Annotated in this window: 7 protein-coding genes and 1 pseudogene; 7 read left to right on the forward strand and 1 reads right to left on the reverse strand. The window is 70.8% G+C overall.

From position 1 onward, the window contains the following. Positions 1-88 precede the first annotated feature (88 nt). From glgX to F9C11_RS25215, 7 genes and pseudogenes are all read left to right on the forward strand, one after another. Entirely contained in the window at positions 89-2,233 is a 2,145-nt protein-coding gene (gene glgX / locus F9C11_RS25185; RefSeq protein WP_409179818.1) for a glycogen debranching protein GlgX, read from the forward strand. 284 nt (positions 2,234-2,517) lie between these two features. After that, the gene (locus F9C11_RS25190; RefSeq protein WP_409179819.1) at positions 2,518-4,497 is read left to right on the forward strand and encodes an alpha-1,4-glucan--maltose-1-phosphate maltosyltransferase; all 1,980 of its coding nucleotides are present in this window, start codon (positions 2,518-2,520) and stop codon (positions 4,495-4,497) included. Positions 4,498-4,588: 91 nt separating this feature from the next. Beyond that, a complete protein-coding gene (gene treS / locus F9C11_RS25195) occupies positions 4,589-6,382 on the forward strand; it encodes a maltose alpha-D-glucosyltransferase (protein ID WP_409179820.1) in 1,794 nt (597 codons plus the stop codon). A gap of 1 nt (position 6,383) precedes the next feature. Continuing rightward, positions 6,384-7,787: a maltokinase N-terminal cap-like domain-containing protein gene (locus tag F9C11_RS25200; protein WP_409179821.1), complete on the forward strand. Its 1,404-nt coding sequence runs from the start codon at positions 6,384-6,386 to the stop codon at positions 7,785-7,787. A 4-nt stretch (positions 7,788-7,791) separates the two neighbouring features. Next, complete coding sequence (glgB, locus tag F9C11_RS25205) at positions 7,792-9,999, forward strand: 1,4-alpha-glucan branching protein GlgB (protein WP_409179822.1); 2,208 nt, start codon at positions 7,792-7,794, stop codon at positions 9,997-9,999. A gap of 274 nt (positions 10,000-10,273) precedes the next feature. Continuing rightward, positions 10,274-11,104, forward strand: a pseudogene (locus F9C11_RS25210) (family 16 glycosylhydrolase); the annotation flags it as partial. A 206-nt stretch (positions 11,105-11,310) separates the two neighbouring features. Then, entirely contained in the window at positions 11,311-12,660 is a 1,350-nt protein-coding gene (locus tag F9C11_RS25215) for a S1C family serine protease (RefSeq protein WP_409179823.1), read from the forward strand. 28 nt (positions 12,661-12,688) lie between these two features. Here the strand turns inward: F9C11_RS25215 and F9C11_RS25220 are convergent, their stop codons facing one another. Then, entirely contained in the window at positions 12,689-13,510 is an 822-nt protein-coding gene (locus F9C11_RS25220) for an oxidoreductase (protein WP_409179824.1), read from the reverse strand. Positions 13,511-13,548: the final 38 nt, after the last annotated feature.

The raw sequence follows: 13,548 nt of genomic DNA on the forward strand, positions 1-13,548 counted from the left end.
TCATCGGCCCTGGTCATCACCCCTGCTTCGGGCAAGTTCAGCCAAGCGCCGGAGCCCGCCGCCGCTTCGGGTTTGAAAAGATCGGCGCATGGCACAACGACCCGCATCCGACAACCAGGTCCTCGCCGGACGTCCCTTTCCGCTCGGCGCCCACCCGGAGGCGGGCGGCGTCCGGTTCGCGGTGACCTCCGCGGTCGCCGACGCGGTCGAGGTGTGCCTCATCGGCGACGACGGCTCCGAGCGCCGGATCGAACTGACCGAGCGCACCTTCGGCGTCTGGCACGGCCTCGTCCCGGGCGTCACGGTCGGTCAGCGCTACGGCTACCGCGTGCACGGTCCGTACGACCCGGCGCACGGCTACCGCTGCAATCCGGCCAAGCTGCTCGTCGACCCGTACGCGCGCCGGATCGACGGGAAGCTCGCCAGCCTGCACGCCGCGCAGGGCTTCACCGGCGACCCCGAGCGCGGCCCGATGTCCACAGTGGACTCGCTGGGCGCGGTGCCGCTGTCGGTCGTCACCTCGCCGGGCGGGCAGGACACCGGGGTCAAGCCCGAGGTGCCGTTCGAGGAGTCGGTGATCTGCGAACTGCACGTGAAGGGGTACACCCAGCAGCATCCGTTCATCCCGGAGGCGCTGCGCGGCACCTACCTCGGCCTCGCGCATCCGGTCGCCATCGAGCACCTGACCCGGCTCGGCGTGACGACCGTCGAACTGCTGCCGGTGCACGCGTTCGCCGACGAGCCCGCGCTGATCCGCTCCGGACGGCACAACTACTGGGGCTACTCGCCGCTGGGCTACTTCGCGCCGCACGCCGGGTACGCCAGCGAACCGGGCCGCGAGGTCGAGGAATTCCGCACGATGGTCGCCGCCCTGCACGCGGCCGGCATCGAGGTGCTGCTCGACGTCGTCTTCAACCACACCTGCGAAGGCGGCCCGGACGGCCCGACGCTCTCGCTGCGCGGCCTCGACGCCCCGGCGTACTACCTGCACACCCGCCGCGGCCACATGGCCGACCTCACCGGCTGCGGCAACACCCTCGACGCCGGTTCGCCGACGGTCGTCCGGCTGGTCACCGATTCGCTGCGGTACTGGACGCAGGAGATGGGCGTCGACGGGTTCCGCTTCGACCTGGCGAGCACGCTCGGCCGCCCGCGCGGGGAGATGTTCGACCGCGAGTCGACGATGCTCACCGCGATCACCACCGACCCGGTGCTGTCGCGCTGCAAGCTGATCGCCGAACCGTGGGACGCGACCGGCGAGGGCTACCGCGTCGGCGACTTCGGCGCGCAGTGGGCCGAGTGGAACGGCCGCTACCGCGACACCGTCCGCGATTTCTGGCGCGGCGCGACCGGCGTGCGCGATCTCGCGTACCGGCTGTCCGGCTCCTCGGACCTGTACGACCACAACCTGCGCCGGCCGTGGCAGTCGATCAACTTCGTCACCGCGCACGACGGCTTCACGCTGCGGGACCTGGTGTCCTACAACGAAAAGCACAACGAGGCCAACGGCGAGGACAACCGCGACGGCACCAACGACAACCGGTCGTGGAACCACGGCGCGGAGGGCGAGACCGACGACGCGGCGATCGTCGCGCTGCGCACCCGCCAGGCGCGCAACCTGTTCGCGACGCTGCTGCTGTCCACCGGCACGCCGATGTTCACCGCGGGCGACGAGATGTGGCGGACGCAGTACGGCAACAACAACGCCTACTGCCTCGACGACGAAACGTCGTGGATCGACTGGACCCCGACCGAGCTGTCCGAGCCGATGCTCGACTTCGCTCGCCGCGTGGTCCGGCTGCGCGCGCACAGCCCGGCGCTGCGGCAGCCGGAGTTCTTCGAGGGCCGCACGACGGTCACCGGCAAGCCCGACCTCGTCTGGTTCCGCCCGGACGGCGAGGAGTTCGACGAGATCGACTGGTTCGACGAGGACCGCCGCACGCTCTGCATGTGGATCGACGGGTCGAACAGCCAGGCGCGCAACCGCGAGGGCGCGCTCGTCACCGACCATTCGTGGCTGCTGGTGCTGCACGCGGGCGCGGAGCCGGCGGAGATCGTGCTGCCCGGCCCGGAGTACGGCGAGACCTTCAAGCCCACTTTGGACACCAGCACCGCCGACGGCACCCCGGCCCGTCCCGGCGTGCTCGAGCCGAAGTCGCGGATCACGGTCGAGGCGCGGTCGCTGCTGCTGCTGCGCGCGCCGCGGGACACGGTGGAGATCCCGCAGCCGTAAGAAACGGCAGCGGGCATTCCGGCCGGGGATACCCGCTGATACTCCCGGGTAATCACCGGAACGCGCCGCCGATTGTTAACTCTGTTCGGCGCGCGTGTTGCGGGCGGGAGACGGGAATCCGACGGACAGTTCCGCCGAATGGGCGCGTTTCGCCCGACCGGGTGGCGGGAATTGCAGAAAAAGGCCCCGCTGTCAACGGCTTTGGAGGAATCAGGCACACTGGCCGTGCTCGCGCGAACGCACTCCGACCACCTTCCCACCCACCGTGAAAAAGGGGCATCGCCATGACCGGCAGGCTCGGGATCGACGACGTCGCACCCATGGTCAGCTGCGGCCGGTATCCGGCCAAAGCCGTTGCAGGCGAACATTTCCCCGTCACCGCCACGGTCTGGCGGGAGGGTCACGACGCGATCGCCGCGACGGTCGCCTGGCGCGGCCCCGGCGACCGGGCCGCGCGCCAGACGCGGATGGCCGAGCAGGGCCGCGGGCTCGACCGGTTCGCCGCGGTGATCGTCCCCGACGCCGAGGGCATGTGGACCTATCGGGTGGACGCGTGGAGCGATCCGTGGGCCACCTGGGAGCACGCGGTCGAGGTGAAGATCGCCGCCGGGCAGGGGCCGGGGGAGCTGGCGAACGACCTGGAGACCGGCGCGCGGCTGCTCGACCGCGTGTCGCGCCGCCCGGAGCGCCGGGCCGAGCGTCCGCTGCTCGCCGGGGCCGCGGCCGCGCTGCGCGACGACGAACGCGATCTCGCCGAGCGCGTCGGCCCGGCGCTCTCGCCCGAGGTCCGCCAGCTCATGCACGACTTCCCGGTGCGCGAGCTGATCACCAAGGGCCGCGTGCTGAAGCTGTGGGTCGACCGCAAACGCGCCGCTTTCGGTTCCTGGTACGAATTCTTCCCCCGGTCCACCGGAGGCGTCGACGCGCAGGGCCGCCCGGTGCACGGCACCTTCGCCACCGCCGAACGCGAGCTGGACCGCGTCGCGGGCATGGGTTTCGACGTCGTCTACCTGCCGCCGATCCACCCCATCGGCCGGGTGAACCGCAAGGGCCCCAACAACACTCTGCACGCGACGCCGGACGACGTCGGCTCGCCGTGGGCGATCGGCGCGGACGAGGGCGGGCACGACGCCGTCCACCCGGAGCTGGGCACGATCGAGGATTTCGACTCGTTCGTGGCGCGCGCGGGGGAACTCGGCCTCGAGGTCGCGCTCGACCTCGCGCTGCAGGCCGCGCCGGACCATCCGTGGGTGGTCAAGTACCCGGAGTTCTTCACCACCCGACCGGACGGCACGATCGCCTACGCGGAGAACCCGCCGAAGAAGTACCAGGACATCTACCCGGTCAACTTCGACAACGACCCGCGCGGCATCTACGACGAGGTGCTGCGCGTCGTGCTGCACTGGGTGTCGCACGGGGTGCGGATCTTCCGGGTCGACAACCCGCACACCAAGCCGCCGGACTTCTGGGCGTGGCTCATCCAGTCGGTGAAGGACGCGCATCCGGACGTGCTGTTCCTCGCCGAGGCGTTCACCCGTCCGGCCCGGCTGTGGGGGCTGGCGAAGCTCGGCTTCACCCAGAGCTACACGTATTTCACCTGGCGCACCACGAAAGAAGAGCTGACCGAGTTCGGCACGGACCTCGTCGAGCACTGGGACCACGGCCGCCCCAACCTCTTCGTCAACACTCCGGACATCCTGCACGAATCGCTGCAGCACGGCGGTCCGGGCATGTTCGCGCTGCGCGCCGCGCTCGCCGCGACGATGTCGCCGACCTGGGGCGTGTACTCCGGCTACGAGCTGTTCGAATCCGAGGCGGTGCGGCCGGGCAGCGAGGAGTACCTCGACTCGGAGAAATACCAGCTGCGCCCGCGCGATTTCGCCCGCGCGCTCGCCGAGGGCCGTTCGCTCGAACCGTGGCTCACCCGGCTCAATGCCATCCGCCGCGCGCATCCGGCGCTGCAGGGCATGCGGTCGCTGCGCTTCCACCACATCGACAACGACGCGCTGCTCGCCTACTCCAAACAGGACCCGGCGACCGGCGACACGGTCGTCGCGGTGGTGAACCTCGACCCGCACAACGGGCAGGAGGGCACGCTCTGGCTCGACCTGCCCGCGCTCGGCTTCGACTGGCCCGAGCGGCTCATCGCGCACGACGAGGTCACCGGCGAGACGTGGGACTGGGGCCAGGCGAACTTCGTCCGGCTCGAACCGTGGCGGGCGGTGGCGCACATCGTGGCGCTGCGCCGCAGGCTCGCGGCCTGACGCCGCGGCGGCTTCGACCCGAGTGGTTATCCCGTGCCCGATCGGGTTAACCACAGTTCAGCACACGCGACTCACGACAAGGCGGGAACGGATGGACGAGGAGAGCCGGCCCGGCGCCGCGGCGGGACTGGCGGACGTGCCGCACACCGGGGAGGCGGTGACGGCGGACGGCCTGCTGGTCGAACCCCAGGCGGAGGACTTCGCGCACGCGCACGCGGCGCCGAAGGACCCGGAATGGTTCAAGAGCGCGGTGTTCTACGAGGTGCTGGTGCGCGCGTTCGCCGATTCGAACGGCGACGGCACCGGCGACCTGCGCGGCCTGGCGAGCAAGCTCGACTACCTCGAATGGCTCGGCGTGGACTGCCTGTGGCTGCCGCCGTTCTACGCCTCGCCGCTGCGCGACGGCGGTTACGACATCAGCGATTTCCGGGCCGTGCTCCCGGAATTCGGCAGCGTCGACGATTTCGTGTACCTGCTCGACGAGGCGCACCGGCGCGGCATCCGGGTGATCACCGACCTGGTGCTCAACCACACCTCCGACGCGCATCCGTGGTTCCAGCAGTCGCGCTCGGACCCGGACGGCCCGTACGGCGACTTCTACGTGTGGAGCGACGACGACTCCCGCTACGCCGACGCGCGGATCATCTTCGTCGACACCGAAACGTCGAACTGGACCTACGACCCGGTGCGCGGCCAGTTCTACTGGCACCGGTTCTTCTCCCACCAGCCGGACCTCAACTACGAGAACCCGGCCGTGCAGGAGGCGATGATCGACGTGCTGCGGTTCTGGCTCGACATCGGCATCGACGGGTTCCGCCTCGACGCCGTGCCCTACCTGTTCGAGCAGGAGGGCACCAACTGCGAGAACCTGCCGCGCACGCACGATTTCCTCAAGCGCTGCCGGAAAGTCGTCGACGACGAGTACCCCGGCCGGATCCTGCTGGCCGAGGCGAACCAGTGGCCGACCGACGTGGTCGAGTACTTCGGCGACGCGGAGTCCGGCGGCGACGAATGCCACATGGCCTTCCACTTCCCGCTGATGCCGCGGATCTTCATGGCGGTGCGCCGGGAGTCGCGGTTCCCGATCTCGGAGATCCTGCTGCAGACGCCGCAGATCCCGTCCGGCACGCAGTGGGGCATCTTCCTGCGCAACCACGACGAGCTGACGCTCGAGATGGTCAGCGACGAAGAGCGCGACTACATGTACTCCGAATACGCCAAGGACCCGCGGATGAAGGCCAACATCGGCATCCGCCGCCGGCTGGCCCCGCTGCTGGACAACGACCGCAACCAGCAGGAGCTGTTCACCGCGCTGCTGCTGTCGCTGCCCGGGTCCCCGGTGCTGTACTACGGCGACGAGATCGGCATGGGCGACAACATCTGGCTCGGCGACCGCGACGCCGTCCGCACGCCGATGCAGTGGACCCCGGACCGCAACGCCGGGTTCTCCACCTGCGACCCCGGCCGGATCTACCTGCCGGTGATCATGGACCCGGTCTACGGGCACCAGGCGCTGAACGTCGAGGCGCAGGCCGACAACGCGGCGTCGCTGCTGAACTGGACGCGCCGGATGATCGAGGTGCGCAAGCAGCACCACGCGTTCGGGCAGGGCGATTTCACCGACCTCGGCGGCTCGAACCCGAGCGTGCTGGCCTACCAGCGCCGGTGGCTGCGCCCGGACGGCCGCGAGGACGTCGTGCTGTGCGTCAACAACCTGTCCCGTTTCCCGCAGCCGGTGGAACTGGACCTGTCCGCGCACCAGGGCGCGACGCCGGTCGAGCTGACCGGAGGGGTGCGCTTCCCGGACATCGGCGAGCTGCCGTACCTGCTCACGCTGCCCGGCCACGGGTTCTACTGGTTCCAGCTGCTCGAGCCGGAAGAATGAGGTGAGTCCGCTGTCGCACCACGGTCCCCCGCCGCACCTGCCCGAACCGTCCGGACTGGCCGGGGCGCTGGCCGCCCTGCTGCCGGGCTGGCTGCCCGCGCAGCGCTGGTTCGCGGGCAAGGACCGGCCGGTCGACGAGGTGCGCCCGGCCGGCCTCACCGTGCTGGCCGGCCCGGATCCGCTGCTGGTGCACGCGGTCGTCGACGTGGTGCAGGGCGACCGCACCGAGCCGTACCAGCTGCTGGTCGGCCGCCGCTCCGGGATCCCGGAGGTGGCGTCGTCCGCGCTGATCGGCGAGAGGTTCTACGAGGCGAGCGGCGACGCGGACCTCACCGCCGGGCTGCTGGACCGGATGGCGGCCGGCCAGACCGTGGGGACGCTGCACTTCGCCGCGGAGCCGGACGCGACGCTGGAGCCCGGGCTGCGCTCGCGGCCGATCACCTCGGAGCAGAGCAACACCTCGCTGGTCTACGGCGGGCAGTACATCCTCAAGCTGTTCCGCAAGCTCAGCCCGGGCCTGAACAAGGACCTGCTGCTGCACCGCGCGCTGCAGGAAGCCGGGTGCAAGCACGTGGCGCGCGTGGTCGGCTCGATCTCCGGCGAACTGCACGACGAGCCCGCGACGATGGGGATGCTGCAGGAGTTCCTGCCAGACGCGGTCGACGGCTGGGCGATGGCGACCACGAGCGTGCGGGACCTGCTGGCCGATCCGGACCGGCGCGCGGCCGAGGCGGGCGGCGACTTCGCCGGCGAGGCCGAACGGCTCGGCGCCGCGGTGGCCGAGGTGCACGCGGACCTCGCGACCGCGCTGGGCGCCGAGCCCGCCGACAGCGACGAGCTGGACCGCACGGTGCGCGCGATGACCGAACGCCTCGACCAGGTGTCCGAAGCGGTCCCGGAGCTGGCCGTGTACGCGCCCGCGCTGCGCGAAGCGTTCGAAGGCGTGCGCGCGCACGCGTCGTCGATCTCGCTGCAGTACATCCACGGAGATCTGCACTTGGGCCAGGTGCTGCGTACCGTCAACGGATGGCTGCTGCTGGACTTCGAGGGCGAACCGGCCGCCCCGGTCGCGGAACGGCACGCGCTGCGCTCGCCGCTGCGCGACGTCGCGGGCATGCTCCGGTCGTTCGACTACGCGGCGCACCAGCGGCTCGTCGGGCAGCCCGAGAACGCGGACGTGACCCGGCACGCGATGGAATGGGCCCGGCGCAACCGCGCCGCGTTCTGCGCCGGGTACGCGCGCGCCGGCGGCCCGGTCGGCGACCCGCAGGACCACGCGGACCTGCTCCGCGCCTTCGAACTGGACAAAGCGGTGTACGAGGTCGCCTACGAGCACGCGAACCGGCCGGACTGGCTGAGCGTGCCGCTGGCGGCGATCGCCCGCAGCACCGACGGAAGCGAGTGACCCCGTGAACGCTGTGCCCGCGGATCTGCCCTCGGCGGCGCCGTCTCCGCGCGACATCGACCGGCTGCTGGCCGGCGAGCACCACGACCCGCACGCGGTGCTCGGCGTGCACACCGACGGCGGCGACATCGTCGTGCGCGCCCTGCGCCCCGGCGCGACGTCGGTGTCGGTCGTCGCCGGCGAGCGCCGCGTCCCGCTGGAACGCGTGGCGGACGCGCTGTTCGCCGCGACGCTGCCGGAACACCCCGGCGACTACCGGATCGAAGTCGGCTACGACGACCGCACCGTCGTCACCGACGACCCGTACCGCTGGCTGCCGACGGTGGGGGAGCTGGACCAGCACCTCATCGGCGAAGGACGGCACGAGCGGCTGTGGGACGTGCTCGGCGCGCACGTGCGCCGGTACGACACCCCGAACGGCGTCGTCGAAGGCGTGTCGTTCGCGGTGTGGGCGCCGACCGCGCGCGGCGTGCGGGTGATCGGCGACTTCAACGGGTGGGAAGGCCGCGGCCACCCGATGCGCTCGCTCGGGTCGTCCGGCGTCTGGGAGCTGTTCGTGCCCGGCGTTTCCGCCGGCAGCTGCTACAAATTCCGCATCCTCGGCGCGGACGGGCACTGGCACGAGAAGGCCGACCCGATGGCGTTCGCCACCGAGGTGCCGCCGGCGACCGCGTCGAAGGTGACCGAATCGTCGTATGCCTGGGGCGACGGCGAGTGGGTCGCCCGGCGCGAGGCGACCGACTGGGCGGACGCGCCGATGAGCGTGTACGAGGTGCACCTCGGCTCGTGGCGGCCCGGGCTCGGCTACCGCGAGCTGGCCGACCAATTGGCCGACTACGTCGAGGAAACCGGCTTCACGCACGTGGAGTTCCTGCCCGTGGCCGAGCATCCGTTCGGCGGGTCGTGGGGCTACCAGGTCACGTCGTACTACGCCCCGACGTCGCGGTTCGGGTCGCCGGACGATTTCCGGTACCTGGTCGACCATCTGCACCAGCGCGGCATCGGCGTGCTCGTGGACTGGGTCCCCGCGCACTTCCCGCGCGACATCTGGGCCCTGGCGCGGTTCGACGGCAGCCCGCTGTACGAGCACGAGGACCCGCGCCGCGGCGAGCAGCCGGACTGGGGCACGCTCGTGTTCAACTTCGGCCGCAACGAGGTGCGCAACTTCCTCGTCGCGAACGCGCTGTTCTGGCTCGAGGAGTTCCATCTCGACGGCCTGCGCGTGGACGCGGTCGCCTCGATGCTGTACCTCGACTACTCGCGCAAGGACGGGGAGTGGCTGCCGAACGAGTACGGCGGCCGGGAAAACCTCGACGCGGTACGGTTTCTGCAGGAGCTGAACGCGACTGTCTACAAGCGACACCCGGGCGTCGTGATGGTCGCCGAGGAGTCCACCGCGTGGCCCGGCGTCACCCGCCCGACGCATCTGGGCGGCCTGGGCTTCGGCTTCAAGTGGAACATGGGCTGGATGCACGACACGCTCCGCTACCTGCAGCACGAGCCGATCCACCGGGCGTACCACCACAACGAGATGACCTTCTCGCTCGTGTACGCGTGGAGCGAGAACTTCGTCCTGCCGCTCTCGCACGACGAAGTGGTGCACGGCAAGGGTTCGCTGTGGGAACGGATGCCCGGCGACGACTGGAACAAGGCCGCCGGGCTGCGTGCGCTGCTGGCGTTCATGTGGGCGCATCCGGGCAAGCAGCTGCTGTTCATGGGCGGCGAATTCGGCCAGCCGCGCGAATGGTCGGAGTCGCGGTCGCTGGACTGGCACCTGCTGGACACCCCGCTGCACCGCGGCGTGCGCGACCTGGTCCGGCAGCTGAACGCGATCTACCGGGACACCGCCGCGCTGTTCAGCGGCGACGTCCGGCCGGAAGGCTTCCGCTGGATCGACGCGAACGACTCGGCCGGGAACGTGCTGAGCTTCCTGCGCCTGGGCGCGGACGGCTCGCGGCTGGCCTGCATCGCGAACTTCGCCGGAATCCCGCACCACGACTACCGCGTCGGCCTCCCGTCCGCCGGACGCTGGACCGAGGTGCTGAACACGGACGCGGAAGCCTTCGGCGGTTCGGGGGTCGGCAACCTGGGCGCGGTGGAGGCGACCGAGGAGCCGTGGCACGGGCAGCCCGCGTCGGCGGTGCTGCAGCTCCCGCCGAGCGGGGTGCTGTGGTTGCTGGAGGACCGCCCTGCCGCCGATCCCGAGGCGTGACCCGCGGCGGGTCGTGAGGGAACCCTGAGGGACTCAGAGTCCGCACGGGGTTCCCTCGCGGACGTCAGCAGGCCCGGTGACCGGACCGCTTGCCCGTCCGGCCACCCGGCATTGCCCGGAATTCCCTTCGTCAGCACCCTCATTGAGCGCTGGTCGGAAAATGACCCACGCGCCGTCTTGCCGGTGAAGGCACTGGTCGGCATACTTTGTTGCCATCCACAACAAACCCGGGGTGGCGCCGCCAGGCCGCCCCTCGAGTGATTGAGGGATGACAATGACGTCCACCCGCACCTCCTCCCGGCGGCGGCTGCTCGCGCTTCCCGCGGCGCTCGCGCTCGCCGGCGCGGTCGCGCTGCCGCCCGCCGCGAACGCCGCCCCCGCCCCCGCCGCCGCGCCGGCCGCCGGATTCTCCGACGACTTCGACGGCCCGGCCGGTTCTCCCGCCGACGGGAGCAAGTGGACCTACGAAACCGGCGACAACAACGGCAACAATCACGAACGGCAGTGGTACACCTCCGGCGCGGCGAACGGCGCGCTCGACGGCCAGGGCCATCTCGTGATCACCGCGAAGAAAGAGAACTCCGGCAACACCTGCTGGTACGGCGCGTGCGAGTACACCTCGGCGAGGCTGAACACCTCCGGCAAGTTCAGCCAGGCGTACGGACACGTGGAAGTGCGGATGAAACTGCCGCGCGGGCAAGGGATGTGGCCGGCGTTCTGGATGCTCGGCGGCGGGCACTGGCCGGACGACGGCGAAATCGACGTCATGGAGAACATCGGCAAGGAGCCGAACACCGTGCACGGCACCATCCACGGCCCCGGCTACTCGGGCGCGGGCGGCATCGGCGCGCCGTTCACCGGCCCCGATTTCTCCGGCGATTTCCACACCTACGCCGTCGACTGGTCGCCGGAGAAGATCGTCTGGCTCGTCGACGGGCAGGCCTACCAGACCCGCACCCCGGCGGACCTCAACGGCAGGAAATGGGTGTACGACCACCCGTTCTTCCTGATCCTCAACCTCGCGGTGGGCGGCGACTGGCCGGGCGACCCGGACGGCAGCACGCAGTTCCCGCAACAGCTGGTGGTCGACTACGTGCACGTGAGCTGACCACCCGCGCCGCCGGAACCCCCCCGGCGGCGCGGAGAAGGCGCGGTCTCCGCGGGCCCCGTCCGGCTGTTTTCCCGAGCCGGGCGGGGCTTTTCCGCGCCGCCGTCCGGGTACACAGGTTCCGCACGGACCACGGCAAGGAAAATCTCAGGTGCCGGGTGTTTCCTGAGCTGGCGGAGGGACACGAGACGCGGGAGCGGAGCATGGACGAGCAGGAGCGCGGCGCGCACGAGCAGGGACAGCCCAGCTTTGGCGGACATCCGCGTTCTCCGGGTGCGGGGCAGCCGTACCAGCAGGACTGGGGGCACTGGGGCACTCCGCCGCCCGGTGCGTACGGTCCTCAGCTTCACCCGACCCAGCAGTTCGCGGCACCGCGGCGACGCCGTCCGTTGCGGGCCGCGGCTCTCGCGGTCGGCGCGATCGCGTTGTCGCTCGCCGTCGGGCTCGGGGTAGGGCACTTCGTGTGGACGCCGTCCGCGCCGCCCGCCGTCTCCGGGAACCAGGACTTCGGCTCGATCGGCAACCAGACCGACCCGTCGAACACCGCGATCGACCCGCAGGCGATCGCGAAGAAGGTCAGCGCGGGCATCGTCAACATCACCACCGAACTGGGCTACCAGGGCGCGGCCGCGGCGGGCACCGGCATCGTGCTCACCCCCGACGGCGAGGTGCTCACGAACAACCACGTCGTCGAAGGCGCGACCAGCGTCAAGGCCACCGACATCGGCGACGGCCGGACGTATTCCGCCTCCGTGCTCGGCTACGACCGCAGCCACGACGTCGCGGTGCTCAAGCTGGAGGGCGCGTCCGGGCTGGCGACGGAGACGCTCGGCGATTCGTCGGCGGTGAAGGTCGGGGACGCGGTCGTCGGGCTGGGCAACGCCGGCGGCGCCGGGGGAGCGCCCGTCCCGGCGGGCGGCCGGGTGACCGCGCTGAACCAGTCGATCACCGCGTCGGACGAATCGAACAACTCGTCCGAGAAACTCACTGGCCTGATCCAGGTGGACGCGAACATCCAGTCCGGCGATTCCGGCGGCCCGCTCGTGAACGCGCGGGGCCAGGTCGTCGGCGTGGACACCGCGGCGTCGGCCGGGTACCAGTTCGACGGCGGCGGACGGCGCGGGCACGGCGGGCTCGGCGACACCTCGCCAAGCTCCCCGGAGTCCAGCGGCCACGAGGGCTACGCGATCCCGATCAACCAGGCGATCTCGATCGCGCACCAGATCGTCGGCGGCGCCGGGTCCGACACTGTCCACATTGGAAAGAGCGCCTTCCTCGGCGTCACCGTCAGCGCGGCCGGGCCGCAGCAGGGCGGGACCGTTTCGGGCGCGGTGATCCAGCAGGTCGTCCCGGACGGCGCGGCCGCACAGGCCGGCTTGGCCGCGGGCGACGTGATCACCGCGGTGGACGGCAAAGCAGTCGATTCGCCCACCGCGCTGACCACTCTGATGGACCAGCACCACCCCGGCGACAAGGTGACGGTGACTGTGCTCGACCAGACCGGTCAGCAGCAGAACGTCACAGTCGTCCCTGCCGAAGGCCCGGTGGGCTGACGCGGGTTCATCCGGACGGCTGCGCGGTTCAGTCGTCCGGATAACGCGTGTCCAGCGAAACTTCCTCCCACGCCGCGAGATCGGCGAGCTGCTGCTCGAGCTTCGCCCGGATCCGCGTCACCGCCTCCGGCCCGAGCGGCAGCCGCAGCGGCGCGTCCGGAGTGTCGACCAGCTTGAGAATGGCCTCGGCGGCCTTGACCGGATCGTTCGGCTGCGCGCCGTCCTGCGCGGAAAACTGCCGGCGCATCCGGCCCGCCGGGGTGTTCGCGTAGTCGGCGATGGGCTCGGAGAACGTCATCGACCGCCCGGCGAAGTCCGTCCGGAACGGCCCCGGTTCCACCAGGCTCACCCGGATCCCCAGCGGCGCGACCTCCCCGGCGAGCGCCTCGGACATCCCCTCCAGCGCGAACTTCGACGTCGCGTACAGCGCGTGCCCCGGGTTCCCGACGACTCCGCCCACCGACGACAACTGCACGATGTGCCCGCTGCGCTGCGCCCGCAGATGCGGCAGCACCGCACGCGTGACGTTCAGGACACCGAACACATTGGTCTCGAGCACCTGCCGCGCCTGCGCGTCGGTGAGTTCCTCGAGCGCTCCGACCAGCCCGTGCCCGGCGTTGTTGACCAGCACGTCGATCCGCCCGTACGCGCCGATCGCCGCGTTCACCGCCGTTTCCACCGATGCCGGATCGGTGACGTCCAGCCGGGCAGTGACCGTCTTCAAGTCTTGGAGCGCACGAGGGTCGCGAGCCGTGGCCACGACTTTCTCCCCGCGCGCCAGCACAGTGTGCGCGAGCACGCGGCCGAACCCGCTGCTCGCTCCGGTGATGAACCAGACGCGTCCGGACACGCGGACCTCCCCAGGAGCAGGTAGCTTGATACTCAAAC

The sequence above is a fragment of the Amycolatopsis sp. VS8301801F10 genome (genome assembly GCF_046195355.1).
GTDB lineage: Bacteria > Actinomycetota > Actinomycetes > Mycobacteriales > Pseudonocardiaceae > Amycolatopsis.